At 58.9% G+C, this 18,394-nt stretch carries 11 protein-coding genes and 1 pseudogene; 2 read left to right on the top strand and 10 right to left on the bottom strand.

The window, feature by feature from the left end:
- Window positions 1-17 precede the first annotated feature (17 nt).
- The 9 genes and pseudogenes from QZ170_RS03160 to pdxH all read right to left on the bottom strand — a co-directional run bounded on the left by QZ170_RS03160 (window position 18) and on the right by pdxH (window position 10,141).
- Entirely contained in the window at window positions 18-725 is a 708-nt protein-coding gene (locus QZ170_RS03160; protein WP_297176955.1) for a helix-hairpin-helix domain-containing protein, read from the bottom strand.
- Between the two features lie 555 nt (window positions 726-1,280).
- Window positions 1,281-1,937, bottom strand: a pseudogene (locus QZ170_RS03155) (ABC transporter ATP-binding protein); the annotation flags it as partial.
- Window positions 1,934-2,683: a tRNA threonylcarbamoyladenosine dehydratase gene (locus QZ170_RS03150; RefSeq protein ID WP_297176952.1), complete on the bottom strand. Its 750-nt coding sequence runs from the start codon at window positions 2,681-2,683 to the stop codon at window positions 1,934-1,936. The gene QZ170_RS03150 and the pseudogene QZ170_RS03155, both read right to left, overlap by 4 nt.
- A 9-nt stretch (window positions 2,684-2,692) precedes the next feature.
- Complete coding sequence (mltG, locus tag QZ170_RS03145; protein WP_297176950.1) at window positions 2,693-3,805, bottom strand: endolytic transglycosylase MltG; 1,113 nt, start codon at window positions 3,803-3,805, stop codon at window positions 2,693-2,695.
- Between the two features lie 10 nt (window positions 3,806-3,815).
- Window positions 3,816-4,952, bottom strand: a complete 1,137-nt coding sequence (locus tag QZ170_RS03140) for a DUF4369 domain-containing protein (protein WP_297176947.1) — start codon at window positions 4,950-4,952, stop codon at window positions 3,816-3,818.
- A gap of 45 nt (window positions 4,953-4,997) precedes the next feature.
- Entirely contained in the window at window positions 4,998-5,999 is a 1,002-nt protein-coding gene (gene dusB / locus QZ170_RS03135; RefSeq protein WP_297176944.1) for a tRNA dihydrouridine synthase DusB, read from the bottom strand.
- Window positions 5,986-7,692 carry a SulP family inorganic anion transporter gene (locus tag QZ170_RS03130; protein ID WP_297176941.1) on the bottom strand — a complete coding sequence of 569 codons (1,707 nt, stop codon included), beginning with the start codon at window positions 7,690-7,692 and terminating at the stop codon, window positions 5,986-5,988. The genes dusB and QZ170_RS03130 overlap by 14 nt, the downstream gene beginning before the upstream one ends.
- Window positions 7,693-8,479: 787 nt before the next feature.
- Window positions 8,480-9,400, bottom strand: a complete 921-nt coding sequence (locus tag QZ170_RS03125) for a tyrosine-type recombinase/integrase (RefSeq protein WP_297176939.1) — start codon at window positions 9,398-9,400, stop codon at window positions 8,480-8,482.
- A 90-nt stretch (window positions 9,401-9,490) separates the two neighbouring features.
- Window positions 9,491-10,141, bottom strand: a complete 651-nt coding sequence (pdxH, locus tag QZ170_RS03120; protein WP_297176936.1) for a pyridoxamine 5'-phosphate oxidase — start codon at window positions 10,139-10,141, stop codon at window positions 9,491-9,493.
- 625 nt (window positions 10,142-10,766) lie between these two features.
- On the opposite strand from pdxH, the gene QZ170_RS03115 reads away from it, so the two are divergent.
- Complete coding sequence (locus QZ170_RS03115) at window positions 10,767-13,835, top strand: SusC/RagA family TonB-linked outer membrane protein (protein ID WP_297176934.1); 3,069 nt, start codon at window positions 10,767-10,769, stop codon at window positions 13,833-13,835.
- Between the two features lie 36 nt (window positions 13,836-13,871).
- Complete coding sequence (locus tag QZ170_RS03110; RefSeq protein ID WP_297176931.1) at window positions 13,872-15,395, top strand: RagB/SusD family nutrient uptake outer membrane protein; 1,524 nt, start codon at window positions 13,872-13,874, stop codon at window positions 15,393-15,395.
- A 227-nt stretch (window positions 15,396-15,622) separates the two neighbouring features.
- Here QZ170_RS03110 and QZ170_RS03105 read toward each other — a convergent pair whose 3' ends face one another.
- A complete protein-coding gene (locus QZ170_RS03105; RefSeq protein WP_297176928.1) occupies window positions 15,623-18,124 on the bottom strand; it encodes a bifunctional UDP-N-acetylmuramoyl-tripeptide:D-alanyl-D-alanine ligase/alanine racemase in 2,502 nt (833 codons plus the stop codon).
- Window positions 18,125-18,394: the final 270 nt, after the last annotated feature.

Here is an 18,394-nt window from a genome sequence, read left to right as displayed (position 1 = left end):
GCCCTGGGGTGCGTATCCTATGCCCCGCGCCCCGTACTATCAGCCCCTGCAGGAGCATCTACGAAGTATGGGCTTAGGCGGATGCTGTCATCACGGGTAAACGTACCCTCGTGACGAAGAATCTGCCACGTCAGGCGCCGGCCATGCCGTAGCACCATGCGATGTAGGGCTCGCTGTGTCGCTCGGCTTAGGTAGGGATGCCAGGGGATAGAGTCAGCTCGTAGCGTCGAGAGCGGATGAGTATGTGGTGGGGTCTTGATGACAAACCACGGGCGTAGCTCTAGGAACTTATCCTCATCCACCCCATATACCTCCTGTAGCTGCAGGACGGTATAGTAGCCCCCGAGGACTTGGCGGAAGGAAAGGATACGATGTGCAAAAGCTGGGCCTACCCCCGGGATACGCAGTAGGGTAAGGGAATCTACACGATTGAGATCCAGCTGGACGTAACGTCTAAACTTCTCCACACGATCCCCCCTACGAGTAGGGCCTCCGACATAGTGTTCGTCGGTGATGAGACTATCGGAGTGAGCCCCTCCACTGTGCTTAGGAGCCGGCGAGGGGCTAGGGGTCTGCTCCGCCTGCGGTACCCCCTCGGGCGCCGAGCCGGTATGGGAGCGGTGAGCCGTAAGGGCATAGACCGCCACCGCCGAGGAGATGAGCACCAGGAGGATAATCACGACCTTGCGCTCCGCTCGCCCTAGGATCCGATCCGTCTGTCTCATGGGGGAGAGGGGCGATTACCAGACCTGCTCGATAGCGTCTGCTAGAGCCTGCTTACGTGCCTCCTCGGGATCCTCGGGGGTCTCCTCCTGGCTGGGAGTAGGCCGTGGCGACGAGGACATGGTGAGGGTCGGAGGCTCGGAGGAGATCACGATGGTCTCGGGGATAGGAGCCTCCTCTGGCTCTAGGAGTGCATGCGAAGGGGCGGTAAGTGGAGAGACCGAGGAGTGCGAGGGGACGGTAGAGCCCTTGGCGGACGGAGGTGTCAGGGGTGCTGTAGCCTGTGGTGAGAGAGGTGCCGAGCCTTGGTATCCCTCCTCAGCCGCACCTCTCAGGGAGGAAGTGGAGCGAGGGGACTTGGGCTGAGGCCTCGAGGTGGGTATTGATGTCGGGGTCTTGGACTGGGTCTCGGGGGTACTCGGTGTAGATAGAGCCTCCTCAGAGGACACCTCCACCGCCGTCGTGGGCGGAGCGTAGGGCGAAGTGATCGGGGGGGCATAGGGCGAGTGAGAGGTAGCCTCCACGCTCGGGGCATCACCACTGGGGTTGTCCTCGATGGACTCTATACGACCATCCTTGAGGACGATCATACGGTCTGCACGACGAGCGAACTCAGGGTCATGCGTGACGATCACAAAGGTCTGCCCGAGCTCCCGACGTAGGTCGAAGATGAGCTGATGTAGGCTCTCCTTGTTGGCCGTATCTAGGCTTCCCGAGGGTTCGTCGGCGAAGATCACCGCAGGCTCGTTGATCAGCGCACGTGCGACCGCTACCCGCTGACTCTCGCCCCCGGAGAGCTGAGAAGGCTTGTGGCTGGCACGCTCCCTGAGTCCCAGACGATCGAGGAGCTGGAGAGCCTTCTCCCGTACCGCCTCCTTCGGCTCCCCGAGGATCATCGCTGGGATCATGATGTTCTCCAGAGCGGTAAACTCCGGCAGGAGCTGGTGAGCCTGGAAGATGAAGCCCATAGTACGATTGCGTAGCTCTGCGGTACGTCGTGCCCCGAGTCCCGTCACCTCCTCGCCCAACACCTGGATAGAGGCACCTGGGTCGGCCTGTTCTAGCGTCCCGAGGATCTGTAGGAGCGTCGTCTTGCCCGCTCCACTTGCGCCTACGATGGAGATGATCTCACCCTGCTGTACGGTGAGGTCTATACCCTTGAGCACCTCTAGGGAACCGAAGCTCTTGTGTATGTTCGTTGCTTGTATGATCATGATTGGGGTATTGCGTGTGATCGGGCTGTGATATGACGGAGTACATAGGCTGCTAGCTGGCAGCCGAAGAGGGCAGGCATATAGGATATAGTACCTGCGGTAGAGCGCTTGCAGGGCTCGCCCTGGATCTCCAGTACCGCCTCCTCGTCGGGGAGCTCCGAGGAGAAGACGACGGGGACGCCACGGGTGACGCCGAGCTTGCGTAGTCGCTTACGCAGGGCTCTTGCTAGGGCGCAGTTGTAGCTACGAGAGAGGTCAGCCTGATGGATTAGGCTCGGGTCACTCTTAGCTCCTGCGCCCATCGAACTGACGATAGGCAGATCCTGTTGTCTAGCCAAGGAGATCAAGTGCACCTTGGGGCTAAGAGAGTCGATCGCATCGACGACGAAGTCATAGGGATGACGGGCAAGGAGCTCCACCATACTATCGTCACGTAGGAATTCCTGTATGACCTCCAGCTCTAGCTCGGGATTGATGTCGCGCAGTCGCTCAGCCAGGACAAAGGCCTTTGCCTCTCCTAGATGACTCTGTGTGGCTACGATCTGACGATTGATATTGGAGGGTTGGATGATGTCAGCGTCGACGATGGTCATCCGACCGATCCCTCCGCGTACGAGCATCTCTGCTGCCATTCCCCCGACCCCACCGAGACCGACTAGGAGCACATGACAGGCTCGTAGCTCCTCCACTCGTTCGTCTCCCAGCAGGAGACGTGTGCGTTCTGTCCAAACCTTGTGTTCAATCATCGTCTTGGGTTAGTTGATCCCACGCCTATTGAGCTCCTGCTGATAACGCCGAGCGTTGGCTAGGTGGGTGGCATAGTCGGAGGCAAAGCTATGGTAGCCCGAGAAGTCCTCACGTGCACACATATAGATATAGTCGTGCTGCTCGGCAGAGAGCACACTATCGATCGTAGAGGTGCGAGGGAGGACGATGGGTGCGGGAGGGAGGCCTACGACCTGATAGGTGTTATAGGGAGAGGAGACAGTGAGGTGCTCACCACGGATACGACGCAGCGAGAAGTCCCCGAGGGCAAACTTCACCGTCGGGTCGGACTGCAGGCGGATACCTTGGCGAAGGCGATTGAGGTACAGCCCTGCTATACGCCGATACTCATCGGATTTGGCGGACTCACTCTCCACGATCGAGGCCAGCGTCGTCACCTGCAGTGGACTAAGACCAAGCGATGCTGCTTGTGTGCTGCGTGCTCCACTCCAGAAAGATAAGTACCCGCTATGGATACTATCCAGCAAGGCCTCAGCTGAGGTATCCCAGTAGACCGTAAGGGGCTGACGAAGGATCTCGGCGCGGAAGGCCTCGGCATCGACACCATACCGCTGCTGCATCCTCGGGCTATGCATCAGCGCACGAAGGCTATCTGCCCGTAGCCAAAGGTGGGAGGAGAGGAAGTCGATGATCTCAGCCTCCGTCCTCAGTGCCGTAGGGGTGATGATGAGTGGTGCCTGCTTCCCTTGCTGGAGGATGTCCACAAGCTCGGGCATAGTAGCACCACGGGGGATAGCATAGCGCCCCGAGCGCAGGGGCGCCGTCGTCAATCCTCTCCACTGGGCGTAGTAGCGGAAGAGGGCTGGGAAGCGAAGCCAGATCTTGCTCTGGATCTGCTTCTCCAGCTGGCTGTATCCCGAGCCTGGGGCTATGAGTAGGTAGGTCGTCTCCTCTGATCCTCGGCCTGCAGGGGTATTGTAGAGGTACACTCCGCCTGCGGTGAGGGCAAGGAGGAGAATGAGGAGGAGTACGAGGGCGACACGCCCTATTCCCCATCCTCGTCGATGTCCCCTCCGCCTAGAGGATGCTGAGGTGCGGTAGCTACTGGTCGGCCTGTGGGAGGAGCCTAAGCGTCTAGTCATAGGATGGTCATTACTTGATCATCTCCTGGGGGGAAGACAAGCGCTTGAGCTCACTTCCTCGTATGGAGAAGAAGGTGGGGAGCTGCTGGACATTGTAGGTCGAGAGGCTTCTCCCCGAGGGGTCATGCACACTGATCCAGGGTAGGGTGCGTGTAGCATTCTTCCAGAAGTAGGCGTCACGATCGAGGGACACCTCATAGATCGTGATCTCAGGATGGCTCTCGTGCAGGGCTCGTAGCTGGGTAACGAGCTCGGGAGACCACTCCTGAGCGTAGGAGGTGAAGCTCAGGAGGACAGGTCCTCGGGATGCCACCTCGGTGAGGGAGACCTCCTGACCAGCCTTGTCCCGTAGCTTGAGCTCTGGATAGTCTAAGACATTAGGCTTAGCTCTCTGCGTAGTGTCGGGGTGCAGAGCTCGGTAGTGAGCTCTTTGGTTGGCTAGAGCCGTGAGTGCGGCTTCCTTAAGCAGAGCCGTGTAGGGAGCTGTGGGGTAGAAGGTGTCGTAGGCTGTAGCCACAGCGGCATAGGCCTTGGCATCAGCAGGTGTCTCTACGGAGAAGTAGGCACCCCCACGATAGGTCTGCAGGAGGGCAAAGTAGGCAGCTGGGCTCTTGGGGTCTGCGTAGATATAGCGACTCTTCAGCACCTCCTTGAGTCCTCCACTCAGCGAATCGATATGCTGCTCTATCCCCTCCTGCGTAATCTTAAGTGTGGGGAGCGAAGCGATGAAGGCCTCGATCGCACGATCCGTCTGCCAGCGTAGGTGACTGATCTCTCGTATCTGTTCGTTGTAGGCCTCTGCCTTGGTCAGGCGGTAAGAGGCAAAGAGGCTATCGCCCGAAGCCGTCAAGCTAAGCTGTGTCAGCGAATCAGCGGCGAAGGGGATGGACTCCTCACCCAGCCTTAGGCGGTAGAACATCGGGTAGGCATGTCCCTCTCCCTCGAAGGAGAAGCGCCCATCCTGTCCTAGGATGACTGAGTCTAGGGGCTGTGCCTCATCGGAACTCGTGGTCTCTAGGTAGAGTACCTTGCCCGAGGCGTCTGTGATCGTCCCCGAGACGGAGAAGTGCTGCTGCCCCGAACGACTGCACCCGCAGAAGAGGGCTAGCGAGAGTAGGAGAGGCGTTAGATAGAGATTCGTCTTCATGTACTATGAATAGTATCTATATAAGATGTCTGTATATGCGATGTGTTAGCTCCAGTGTGTCCCCGTGTTGAGGAGTAGCTCCTCGGCTCGTGCGATCTCGTGGAAGAGGGTCTCTCGTGTCGTCGCCTGGAGCATAGCGATGCGCACGGGGCGGAAGTTGTCGATGCCCTTGAAGATCGGGCTCGCTGCTATATGACGGCGACTATGGAGGATACCCCGACGCTCATCGAGCTTGTGGATATTGTTATCCACGAGCTGACGCAGGATGTCCACATAGAACGCTTTGGTTCTCAGGGGGAGCTCCTGACCAGCCTGAAGGAAGTACTTCATCTGCTCGAAGATCCAGGGCTGGCCGATCGTGGCACGTCCGACCATCACGGCATCAACGCCATAAGTGTCGAAGGCTCGGCGAGCCTCCTCGCCCGTGGTGATATCTCCATTACCGATAATAGGGATATGCATCCGAGGGTTAGCCTTCACAGCTCCGATGAGGCTCCAGTCAGCCTGACCGGTGTACATCTGGGCACGTGTCCGTCCATGGATCGTGAGGGCCTGGATTCCACAGTCCTGCAGTGCCTCAGCGAGCTCGACGATGATCTTGCTCTCGTTATCCCAGCCTAGGCGGGTCTTGACAGTCACGGGGATGTTCACAGCCCGGACGACCTCCTTGACGATACGTAGCATCTGATCGGGACAGCGAAGCATTCCACTGCCTGCCCCCTTACCTGCGACCCGCTTGACGGGACAGCCGAAGTTCAGGTCCAGCAGTTCGGGTCCAGCAGCCTCTGCGATACGTGCAGCCTCTACCATCGGCTCTACCTCACGCCCGTAGATCTGGATCGCTACAGGACGCTCCTCTGGGTCGATAGCTAGCTTACGTGTCGTCCCCGCTACCTGACGGATCAGAGCATCGGCACTTAGGAACTCCGTATAGACAAGATCGGCTCCGAACTGCTTGCAGAGGAGGCGAAAGGCGACGTCCGTCACATCCTCCATCGGGGCTAAGAGTAGGGGCTCATGCCCTAGATCGATCTTACCTATCTTCATTCTCTTTGTCTTCGCTAATATATGACTGTGCGGCCCCTAGTGCCTGGTGAATATCAGAGCAAATATAACGCTCTCCGATGAGATCTGCGATCTCGGTGGCCTCGAGTGTGGCACGTACCCGAGGATTGACCCCCGAGAGGACGAGCTGTACCCCCTGCGTGCGGGAGGTCTCCACGAGGATATGTAGGTTGCGCACGGCTGTCGAGTCCATAAAGGGCACGAAGCGCATACGCAGGATACGTACCTTCGGGCGATCTCGGGTGGCAATAACTAGTTCCTCGAAGCGGTTCGCAATACCGAAGAAGAAAGGCCCATCGATCTCATAGACCTCGACCCCATCGGGTAGGGTGAGTACCTCCTGCGTCCCATGGTGCCCGTCATCGCCGTGGGCATGTAGGGCGAGCTCCTTGCGGGAGACGAGGATCTTCGTAGACTCCACCATACGGCGCATGAAGAGGAACATAGAGAGCAGTAGCCCTAGTTCTATAGCGATCGTCAGGTCAAAGAGCACCGTCAGCAGGAAGGTCGTCGCCAGCACCGCCACATCACTGCGCGGGCCACGTAGCGAGGCGCGTACCGACCGCCATCCACTCATGTTGTAGGAGATCACCACCAGCACACCCGCCAGACAAGCCATCGGGATATAGGCCGTCAGGGGCATGAGGAAGAGGAAGATCAGTAGCAGGACGATAGCATGTACCATACCGGCGACGGGGGTGCGCCCCCCATTGTTGATATTGGTCATGGTACGAGCTATCGCACCCGTCACGGGGATACCGCCCACGAAGGGGACGATGATATTGGCGACCCCCTGAGCGATTAGCTCGGTATTGGAGCGGTGTCGCTCCCCGATCACCCCATCGGCCACACTCGCCGAGAGGAGGGACTCAATAGCCCCTAGGAGGGCTATCGTGAAGGCCGGTGAGATCAGTGCCCCGATAGCCTGCCAGCTCAGCTCGGGGGCTACGGGGGTAGGTAGAGCGGTCGAGATCTGATAGCGGTCTCCGATGGTGACGAGGTCGGTGACCCCACCCCAAGTCTTCAGAGCATAGCCTACGAGGGTCATCACCACGATCGCTACCAGTGACCCTGGGATCACCTTCGTCACACGAGGGGTGAGCTGGATGATCACGATGCTCCCGATCCCCACGGCTAGAGTCAACCAATGGGTCTCTCCGAGCGAGGAGAGGAGCACGCCCCACTTGGGCACAAACTCCTTGGGGAGCGAGGTCATCCCCAGCCCAAAGAGGTCATTGACCTGCGTGGTGAAGATCGTCACGGCGATCCCTGCCGTGAAGCCCAAGATAATAGGATAGGGAATAAACTTGATCAGAGAGCCTAAGCCCAAGGCACCCATCAGCACCAGAAGGATCCCCGCCATAAGCGTCGCCAGTAGCAAGCCACTCATCCCATACTCCCCGATGATCCCGAGGACAATGATGATGAAGGCTCCCGTCGGCCCACCTATCTGTACCGAGCTCCCCCCGAGGGCAGCGACGATGAAGCCCCCGATGACAGCTGTGACCAGCCCGACCTCGGGCGACACTCCGCTAGCGATAGCGAAGGCAATAGCCATAGGCAGGGCGACAATACCCACGATCAGCCCAGCCATTAGGTCTCGGGTGAGCATCTGCGTCGTGTAGCCCTTGAGCCTATCCAGGAGCATAGGGCGGAAGTTCATGTTCAGCTTCATGTATTTATTCCTCAAATAAGTCCTCCTTACATTATATATAATACGGACAAAGATAAGCATAAGCACCCCAACCCTGCGCATCGCCCCGCAGGTGTCCTCCGCTATCCATTCGCCACCTAGTCGCCATCCCCCCAGAGCACACAGTGTAAGCACCCCAGAGCACACAGTGTAAGTACTCTGGGGTGAGACCACCACGGGATCGGCACATACCCCTCAGAAAAGAAGGGGAGAAGACGACAAAGGACGGGGGTAGAGTATACACGCGTGTACACCATTGTATACACGCGTGTATATCTTAGTGTACACGTGTGTACGCTCCCCTCCTCTCGGTATGACCTCAGGCGGGTCTGTATCGCCCCTCCACCCTAGGGTCTCCCAGTGTGTTGTGTATCTTGCTTTAGCTGGGGGTACATCAGGCTCTTCTCGCTACCACCTATGACCTCTCTACTCATACGTACCCCATAGCATATCCTTTCATAGTCTCTTTGGCTGGCTATACGTCAGCGCCCGATCCTCCAAGAGCCTCAGCGTATCCCTGGCTATTGGGCACCCATCATTGCACAGTGGGACAAGGTAAGCACCCTCGTACTGGAGGCAGGCTCTGTGAGTAAATACCATTCATAAACTCTCCTACTTCAATGAGCCCTCTATCGAGAAGCTACGCGAAGTGTTGGGGAGAGAACTACCCGAGCTGAGCCTACCAGAGAGAAGCTCATCGGCTAGAAATCCTAAGTAATAGGTAGTAGGAGGATCTACAGCATTCCTCCCTACATGCGGGTCAGCACCCCTAGTCCTGATCTTCGGGGGTGGTGTGCTGTGCGCGGGGGTGTGCCTGGTAGACCTGCTTGAGTTGCTCAAAGGAGGTATGGGTATAGCGTACCGTCGTGGAGACAGAGCTATGCCCGAGGAGTTCACGCAGGAGCATGAGGTCTCCCCCAGAATTGAGCATATCCGTGGCGAAGGAGTGACGTAGAGCATGCGCCCCCCGACGGGAGAGGTGTGGCACAGAGGCGAGTGCCTGATGGACGACCCCATAGACCGCCTCGGGGCTCATCGCCCTCCCCCGGGTGGAGACTAGAAGGGTCTCCGTCGAGCCGAACTTGTCCGCTCGCACTTCCCGCCAGCGGTCTATCGCCTGTGCCAGGCCTGCCCCAAAGGGGATAATACGCTCCTTGCGACCCTTACCCAGCACCTTGAGCTGGCGAAGGCGAGTATCCACATCCCTATCTAGGAGGCCTGCGAGCTCGGAGCGTCTCAGCCCACATTCATAGAGGAGGGTCAGCAGCAGCTGATCACGTATCCCCAGCCAGTCCTGTGCCTGCTCGGGGGTGTCGATGAGCCTATTGAGTTCCTCGGTAGGGACGTATACGGGTAGGGGTTTGTCTGCCTTGGGGGGACGCAAGGACTGGATGGGATTGACTCGGAGGACACCGGCACGCAGTAGGTAGCGATAGTAGCTCTTGAGCGAGGAGAGGTACTTGCCTACCGAGGAGGCCTTGGAGCCCGTATCCAGCCTATGGGACAGCCAGTGGCGTACGAGGTCGAGATCGTGCTCCGTGGGGGTAAAGGGCTCCCCTAGCCGCTCCTCGGTATAGGCGACGAAGGCCCGTAGATCCACCGAATAGGCATGGATGGTCATCGGCGAGGCATTGACCTCGGCCCTCAGGTAGTCCACGAAGGCCTCGATATAGTTAGGTGGGGGAGGCATACACTATATACTCGTCTGCAGGACGCATGTAGTACTCATTGGGATCAGGCGTGGTGGGGGAGGTGTACACTATGTATTCGTCTGCTGGGACTAGGGAGCGAGCCGATGGATCTGCCAGCTACCATCCCCCTGACGCTCGTAGAGGAAGCGATCGTGCAGACGGCTATCACGCCCCTGCCAGAACTCTATGCGCCGAGGGACGACGGCGAAGCCCCCCCAGTACTCGGGACGAGGTACCTCCCGCCCCACGAAGCGGAGACTCTCCGAGGCGAAGCGCATCATGATATATTCCCGTGAGGGTATCGGCTGGCTCTGTGGGGAGATCCTTGCCCCTACCCTACTCTTGTAGGGGCGCATGGCGAAGTACGCATCACTCTCCTCGGGGCTGAGACGATGGATATCCCCCTCCACATGTATCTGGCGCTCTAGCTCGTGCCACAGGAAGGTGAGGGCAACATGAGGATTAGAGGCTATCTGCTGCCCCTTGCGACTCTCATAGTTGCTGTAGAAGACGAACTGCTCGTCCAGCACCTCCTTGAGCAGGACGGTGCGGACGCTGGGATAGCCGTCCGGGGTCGAGGTAGCGACGATCATGGCCGTAGGCTCATTGACCTGGGTCTCTATGGCTTGCTGGAGCCAGCGCTCTACCAGCACAAAGGGGTCGTCGGGCAGATCCTTACGCCCGAGGCTCAGGGAGGAATACTCCCGACGTATATTCTCTAAATGTAGATCCTTGACCATACTCTTGTTAAGACATGTTAGGGTAGGGAGCGTCACTCCCTCCAGCAGACAGGGGGAATACCTACACCCCTCAGGGTCTGCTATTACAAAAATACAAGATACCCCCTTGGCAAGCAACTGAGACAAGAGGTTTAACACCTATACACACTTCCCGCTCCACTCATCATCACTCTCCCTAGAGCCTCTCATCTCCCCAGCAATCGGTGGGGGGACGGAAGGTGCTCATAGGGGATACCTGGGCTCATACACCCACCCCTTCCTCTCCCTCGAGGGTAGGGTGAAGAGGGGGCTTATCCCCCCGAAAACAAGGGCGAGAGAGAGGGATAAGAGACTACATAACAAGGTCTTCACTTCCTAACAAATTTAATAATCCTTCATTAGTATTTTTATTATCCTCGAGCCTTGCTTTTCGGGGGGAAAGTCTCTACATTTGCCTTGAGGAACAAGTAAAAAACTCGCTTATACCGAGGATGGCAGACTCTGTGTATCCACCGTGGCTCCTATAGCATGCCACGGACACAGCATCCCTCGGGGCGTAGGAACGGGGAGAGGAACACTAAAACAACGGCAATGGGAATATAAGGACAACAAGACCAGTATATAGAAACACTAACAACTAGAACACATGAGAAAAAGCGTACTATCTCTGCTACTCCTCTTCCTTACCCTCGGAGTAGCCTGGGCGCAGAAGAGGCAGATCACCGTCTCGGGGACTGTCCTCTCCTCCATCGACAAGGAGCCTGTCGTCGCAGCAAGTGTCGTCTGTACGGACTTCCCCGGCACTGGGGCAGTGACGGACACCAACGGACACTTCTCCTTCAAGGTCCCCGCCGACGCACGCACCCTGACGATTAGCTGTATCGGCTACACGACCCAGAAGGTCGCCATCTCAGCGACCCCAATGAACATCATCCTCAAGAGCGAAGAGCGTATGACGGAGGCCGTCGTCGTCACCGGCTACGGCGCTACCCGCAAGTCAGCCTTCACGGGCTCGGCCACGACCGTCTCCACCAAGAGCCTCAAGGACGTCCCTAGTATCTCCCTCGAGGACAAGCTCACGGGCGCCATCGCTGGGGTCAACGTGGGCTCCGTCTCGGGGCAGCCAGGGAGCTTCGCCCAGGTACGTATCCGTGGGCTCGGCTCTATCAACGCTAGCAATAGCCCCCTATACGTCATCGACGGGGTCCCCGTCAATATGGACGACGCCACCTCCTTTGGCTATGGAGGCGCAGGGGGGGTGAACCCGCTCTCCACGCTGAACACGAGTGACATCGAGAACATCACCGTCATCAAGGACGCTGGGGCTGCAGCCCTCTACGGCTCTCGTGCCGCTAACGGTGTGATCGTCATCACGACGAAGTCCGGACGCTCGGGATCGACCCACTACAACTTTAAGTCCGACTGGGGCTTCTCCGACATCGCCATTGACTACCGTCCCACCCTCAGCGGGGAGGCTCGTAGAGCCGTCATCGAGTCGGGCTACCGCAACTACTACTCCACGCTGACCAACACCAATACGGGTCAGCTCCTCTACCCCACTCCCGACCTCGTCGAGGAGCAGGTACGACTAGCCACCGAGAACGCGACCAAGGTGCCCTGGACGGGACACTACACCGACTGGCGTAAGCTCCTCCTACGCAGAGGGGGCGCACAGAACTATGAGTTCAGCGCTATGGGCGGGGGCGAGCAGACCCGCTTCTACACCTCCCTCTCCTACTCCGACCAGAAGGGGGTCGCTCTATCCTCTGCCTTCAACCGCCTCACCGGCGCCTTCAACGTCGCCCATACCGACCGCCGGCTCGAGCTCAAGGCGCGTATGCTCTTCGCCAAGACGAGCCAGGATAAGAATAGTGAGGGTAGTGCCTTCGCTAACCCCTTATATGGTGTCTCGACGACCCTCTCGCCCTCCGCCGTCCCCTACAAGCCCGACGGCTCCTACAGCGATTACTTCCCTGGGAATAACGGGCTAAACCCTCTCTTCGCTAACCGAGTGAACTTCACGAGGACGAAGATGACCCGTGCCAACCCCACCCTCGAGGCTACCCTCACCATCCTCCCCTGGCTCAAGGCCAAGCAGATCGTCAGCTACGACTACCTCAATACCGAAGAGTCCGTCTGGTGGGACCCTCGCCAAGGAGACGGTAAGGCAGCCAATGGGGTCTACCAGCGCCTCAACGGCGAGAAGGGTACCCTGACCACCCAGTCGCAGCTCTTTGCCCAGAAGCTCCTAGAGAAGCACAACCTCTCGGGCGTCGCCAGCTTCGAGTCCGAACGCTACGACTACACCGAGGTCTACACCTATGGGATCGACTATCCCTCCCACCTCAAGTACGAGGTCGAGAACTCCGGGGTACAGAGCGGGAGCTCCTCGGTGAAGTCCGCTCGGATGCTCTCCTTCCTCCTCAAGGGTGACTACGACTACGACGGACGCTACATCCTCGGAGCCTCTGCACGCTGGGACGGCTCCTCCCGTCTAGCACCCGCCAAGCGCTGGGGGCTCTTCTGGTCTCTCTCTGGCTCATGGAACATCGGCAAGGAGGACTTCATGAAGCCCCTAGAGCCAACCCTCTCCGACGCACGTCTACGCCTCTCCTATGGGGCTAACGGGACCCTCCCCACGGGGCTCTATGACCATCTCTCCACCTACGGCTTCGGGTACAACTATAACGGCGGCACGGGGCTCAAGGAGACTAGCCTAGGCTCCCCTAACCTCTCCTGGGAGAAGAACAAGTCGCTGAATATCGGGCTGGACTTCCGTCTGCTACATCGTCTGAGCTTCACGATCGACTTCTACACTCGTAAGACGACTGACCTCCTCCTGCCTAAGTCCATCTCGGGCACCACGGGTTTCACAAGCGAGCTACAGAACCTAGGGAGTATGCGCAATACGGGCTTCGAGATCGAGATCCGCTCCAACAACCTCTCCCTCGAGAACTTCTCCTGGAACACCACCCTCTCCATCGGTCACAACAAGAATGAGCTCCTACGCTACGATGGTGTGCAGACCCGTGAGGTCTCTGACAACTGGGTACGTGAAGTAGGGCACCCCTACAACACCTACTACCTCGCTGAGTACGCAGGGGTAGACCCACAGACCGGGAAGGCAAGCTACTACAAGAACAAGCTCAACAACAAGGGCGAGCTCGACCGCACCATCACGACCAACACCAATGAGGTAGAGATGAGACGTATCGACAACAAGCCCTTTGACCCCGTCGTCTCTGGGGGGATCATGAACACGATCAACTGGGGGATCATCGACCTGAGCTTCAACTTCAGCTACTCCCTCGGTGGGCACCTCTACGACAATGCCTTAGCGCTACACAAGGACGGGAACAAGGAGGTACTGAACCTCGCCGTCCCCAAGATGTACGACCTCAACAAGATGTGGAAGAAGCCAGGAGATCGCTCCGAGATCCCAGCCTTCAACCCCACCAACGAGTACATCGCCTCTACCCGCTTCCTCCTCCCCTCCGACCACCTACGTCTGAAGAATCTCACCCTCGGGATCACCGTACCGAAGAAGTGGACCAGCAAGCTCGGGGTCAGCACCCTGCGTGCCTACGCCTCCGGTACCAACCTCCTCACCTGGAAGGATAAGCGCGTCGTCGTAGACCCCGAGAGCATAGGCTTCGTCGCCTACCAGACTCCGGCTCTACGGACCATCACCTTCGGGGTACAGATCGGGCTCTAGTCCTCTCATGTCGAACTTCATCTATGATTATGCATTATGAACAAGAAGATATATAGCCTACTGCTCGGCGCTGGGATCATCATCACGCTACCAGCGTGCAACGGCTTCCTAGACACTGAGCCCTCCAACTCCTTCCCCTCCGACAAGGTATCCAACGAGTACAGCCTCCTAGGGCCTGCCCTACGTGGGGTATACGATGAGCTACAGGGGAACAACTATAGTGGGGAAAATGTCTACTATGCTGGACGCTTCATCACCGCAGGCGATGTCATGGGCGACGACATGCAGGCTCTCTCCTCAGGCTCCCGTGTGCAGGCCTACTACAATATGAAGTACACCAAGGACGATGCCCCGGGTATATGGTTCAAGGCCTATAGTGTCATCCGTACGGCCAATCGCCTGCTGGAGATGTGTACCAAGCTCAGTAGCCAAGGGCTATCGGCAGACCAGATGGCCAAGATCCGCAGCGCACAGGCACAGGCGCTGGCTATTAGGGCTCTCGCCCACTTCGACCTCTGCCGCCAGTACGCTACCCCCTACAAGTTCTCCAACGATGGCTCTGCCCTCGGTGTCCCCCTGATTACCACGGTGCCAGAGAATAAGTACCTCCCTAGCCGAGCCTCCCTCAAGGTGGTCTACCAGCAGATCATCGCCGACCTCAAGGCGGCCATCGCTACCACCGAGCTCCCTGAGACCAGCTACGGGTACATCAGCAAGAATGCCGCAAAGGCACTCCTCGGACGTGTCTACCTCTACATGGATGGTACGGAGGGGAATACCCAGGCACTCGCCCTGAGCAAGGAGGTCATCGAGAGTGGCAAGTACTCCCTACCCACCACCGTCGAGGCCTACAAGACCATCTGGAGCGAATCCACCTCCACCGAGATGATCTTCTCTGTCGTGAACTTTGACTCCAAGGACTGGGCCGACCGTGAGGGGCTTGCCTACATCTACAATGTCAATGGCTACTACAACGCCCATATCACCAAGAAGTTCTACGACGAGATGCTTCAGGACCCCGATGATATCCGCTGGAACGTCCTCGTCGCCAGCAAGGGCACCAATGCGGAGGCCTCTGCGAGCAACACCCCTGGACTGAAGCCCGAGTTCAAGGTCTTCATCGGGAAGTACCCCGGTAAGGCAGCCTACAAGGATATGCGTACCAACGACGTCCCCGTGATCCGTCTGGCAGAGGTCTACCTCAACGCTGCCGAGGCGGCCTTCAAGCTCGGGGATCGCACCACGGCACTGAAGTACCTCAATGCGATCGTCAAGCGTGCTAACCCCGCCAAGAGCGTCGTGGATGCAGACCTCACGCTAGAGCGTATCCTCGATGAGCGTGCCAAGGAGCTCGTCGGTGAGGGGCACCGCTTCTTTGACCTGATGCGCAACGGTCTACGCTGTGAGCGCTTCTACGGAGGGGTCGCAGGCTGGCATGGCCCACTGGTGCAGGAGAGTCGCTCCTTTGACCACACCTACTTCCGTACCCTACTCCCTATCCCTCTCTATGAGATTGACCTAGGCTCTGACCTAGCGAAGCAGCAGAACCCTGGCTACTAATCGTACCGTTGATTAGCGTTTGTTTCCAGATGATGATCCCCTGTGCTGTAGTCCTCTACAGTGCAGGGGATCGGTCTTTATGGAGAACCCAATAGCCACAGCCTAGATAGGTCCGTAGGACAAAGGGGGAGGGAGGCCACGAGCTCGTGGCCTCCCCCCCTTTGTCCTATGCCCTCACAACGAGAGCCTCTATCTACTCCCTAGAGGGCGGGGGCTGTCCACCTCCATTACTCACGCCAGTAGCGGCGCTGTACCCGGGAGGAGATCCCCGTGAGGATCTCGTAGGGGATGGTGTCACAGACCTCGGCCATGTGCTCGAGCGGGAGCGCTGCACAGCCGAAGAGGATCGCTTCATCCCCCACCAGCACCCCGGGGACGTCCGTCACATCGACCATACAGGCATCCATACACACGTTGCCGACTGTCGGGCAGAGGTGTCCACGGATCATCACCGCATACGCTCCTCGGCTCAGCCGTCGGCTGAAGCCATCGGCATACCCCACAGGCAGCACTGCGATACGAGAGTCTCGAGAGAGGTGTCCCCGACAGCCATAGCCGATATATTCGCCTGCCCTCAGCTCCTTCACCTGCAGGATCACCGTGGAGAAGCGGGCGATAGGCTCGACCCCTCCCCGCCCCGTGGGGCTGAAGCCGTAGAGTCCGATCCCGAGACGAGCCATGTCCAGAGCATACTGAGGGTAGCGCTCGATCCCTGCCGTATTGAGCAGATGCCGACGAGGGCGATAGCCGAGGGTGCGCTCGAGGGCTTCGCAGCACTGGGCGAAGAGCTCATACTGGTGGTGGACATAGTCCGCCCCAGACTCTTCGTCCGCTGTCGCTAGATGACTAAAGACCGTGCTCACCCGTAGCTCACTGCACGCAGAGAGCTCCCTACCGAGACGCTCCATATCCGCATAGTCAAAGCCCAAGCGATGCATCCCGCTATCCACCTTGATGTGGATCGGGAAGTCCCGTACCCCCAGAGCCCGAGCCTTCGCCCGAAGCCCCTCTAGGAGCTGGAAGCTGTAGACCTCGGGCTCTAGTCTATGGGAGAAGAGCGTCTCTGCACTGCGTAGCTCGGGGTTCATGATCACGAGGTGGGTACGGATCCCCTTGTCCCGTAGCTCCTTCCCCTCGTCCGCCACCGCCACTGCGAGGTACTCCACCCGATGCTCCTGTAGCGTACGAGCTAGCTCAAAGGCGCCCGTGCCGTACCCATCGGCCTTGATCATACAGATGATCGGGTGCTCGGGGGGCAGGAGGGAGCGGTAATGGTTGAGGTTGTGCACGACGGCCTGCAGGTCGATGTCTAGTACCGTCTGGTGCTCCTGGATGGAGAGTCGGCGGTAGACCTCTTCGAAGGCAAAGCGCCGAGCCCCCTTGATCAGCAGACAGCTCCCCTGGATCTGAGACAGCACTCGGGAGCTCAGCAGAGCCTCGGTCGTGGGGAAGGTCATCACCCGTACCCCCTCGAGCACCCCGAGCTGGGACGAGATGTGCTCCCCTACGGCTAGGAGCTCTGCTACCCCATAGCTACGGATCAGGCTCGCCACCTCGCTATAGAGAGCTCGGTCGTCGAGGCCACTCCCCTCGATGTCGGAGAGTAGGAGGACGGGACGCTCTCCAGTAGCCGTCGCCCGCCGACGGAGGAAGTCCAGTGCGATGGAGAGGGAGCGTAGGTCACAGCTGTAGGAGTCGTTGATGAGGGTGTTCCCCGCTAGGCCATCCTTGACCTCCAGGCGCATGGCCACGGGGTGTAGGTGCGCCCACGGCTCGGGCTGGCCGAGGAGCTCAGGGGCTAGCCGACTGAGGAGTGTGAGGGCGACCAAGCAGTCCTCCACATAGCCTGCATCGGCGAAGGGGAGGGTCAGCTGATAGTCCTTCCCTAGGGCTCGCAGCTGGAGGTTCGTCTCGTCTCCCCGTGTCTCCTCCTGCACGACATAGAGTGTCGCAGCAGGGTCTCTTCGGCTCCAGGTGAGGTGCTCTCCTCGAGGACAAGTCTCCCGCATGAGCCGTGCCACCAGAGGATCATCCGCCCCGTAGACGATGGTATGACAGTCGGTGAAGAGGAGGAGCTTCTCCCGGAGCTTCGCCTCGAGCGAGGGGAAGTTCTCCTGATGTGCTCCCCCGAGGCAGGTGAATAGGCCTATACTCGGCTGGATGACCTCCCGCAGTGCCGCCATCTCATGGGGCTGGGAGATACCCGCCTCTAGGATCGCCAGCTCGTCCGTGGCCTCGATGCCTAGGACGGAGAGGGGGACACCGATCTGCGAATTGTAGCTACGGGGGGAGCGCATGACCGCCCGGGTCGGCTCGAGGAGCTGATAGAGGAGTTCCTTGACGATCGTCTTCCCATTGCTCCCCGTGATACCGATGCTCACCAGCTGGGGGAAGCGGGCTCGATGTGCCGAGGCGATGCGCTGCAGCGCACCTACCGAGGAGGGGACGACATACCAGTTGCCCGGCCACTCCCCTCGGGTCACCTGCTCGGGCAGATGCTCCACGACGAAGCTACGTACCCCCCGGGCATAGAGTTGCTGGAGGTAGCGATGCCCGTCCCCCGAGTCGGTGGGGATGGCTATGAAGAGGGTATCATGGGGGCTAAGGAGCGAACGGCTATCGGTCAGGATGTGTCGTATCGGGGTGCTCCCCTCCTGGACGGGGAGGGGGGTCTGCAGGAGCTCTCGGAGCTCCTCGGTAGCAAAGGCTGGGGTGACTAATCTATCCATACGTATCTATGGGGTATCTATATAACAGCCCACAAAGGTACGAATAGCCTAGCCTCCACGGTACGCCTCTCCCCCTCTCTGGCCGTCCTAGAGAGACTCCTCCCCGTCCAAACCTCTCTCAGCCCCCTCGCCATCCCCACCGTCAGCCGCCCTCGCCTACACCGCAAGTTCCCCCTCTTCTCTCCCGCAGGTCTTCCTCCATCTCCGACGTCAATCCCCCTCGCCTACACCACGAGTCCCCCTCTTCTCTCCCGCAGGCCTTCCTCTATC

This window comes from uncultured Porphyromonas sp. (genome assembly GCF_905372525.1).
In the GTDB taxonomy this organism is placed as follows: Bacteria; Bacteroidota; Bacteroidia; order Bacteroidales; family Porphyromonadaceae; genus Porphyromonas.
This window is presented reverse-complemented; position numbering and strand designations above follow the sequence as displayed.

Bases quoted from the DNA above. Each gene is read 5' to 3' on its own strand.
- QZ170_RS03160 (WP_297176955.1), bottom strand. From the start codon at position 725: ATGAGACAGACGGATCGGATCCTAGGGCGAGCGGAGCGCAAGGTCGTG.
- QZ170_RS03150 (WP_297176952.1), bottom strand. From the start codon at position 2,683: ATGATTGAACACAAGGTTTGGACAGAACGCACACGTCTCCTGCTGGGA.
- mltG (WP_297176950.1), bottom strand. From the start codon at position 3,805: ATGACTAGACGCTTAGGCTCCTCCCACAGGCCGACCAGTAGCTACCGC.
- QZ170_RS03140 (WP_297176947.1), bottom strand. From the start codon at position 4,952: ATGAAGACGAATCTCTATCTAACGCCTCTCCTACTCTCGCTAGCCCTC.
- dusB (WP_297176944.1), bottom strand. From the start codon at position 5,999: ATGAAGATAGGTAAGATCGATCTAGGGCATGAGCCCCTACTCTTAGCC.
- QZ170_RS03130 (WP_297176941.1), bottom strand. From the start codon at position 7,692: ATGAAGCTGAACATGAACTTCCGCCCTATGCTCCTGGATAGGCTCAAG.
- QZ170_RS03125 (WP_297176939.1), bottom strand. From the start codon at position 9,400: ATGCCTCCCCCACCTAACTATATCGAGGCCTTCGTGGACTACCTGAGG.
- pdxH (WP_297176936.1), bottom strand. From the start codon at position 10,141: ATGGTCAAGGATCTACATTTAGAGAATATACGTCGGGAGTATTCCTCC.
- QZ170_RS03115 (WP_297176934.1), top strand. From the start codon at position 10,767: ATGAGAAAAAGCGTACTATCTCTGCTACTCCTCTTCCTTACCCTCGGA.
- QZ170_RS03110 (WP_297176931.1), top strand. From the start codon at position 13,872: ATGAACAAGAAGATATATAGCCTACTGCTCGGCGCTGGGATCATCATC.
- QZ170_RS03105 (WP_297176928.1), bottom strand. From the start codon at position 18,124: ATGGATAGATTAGTCACCCCAGCCTTTGCTACCGAGGAGCTCCGAGAG.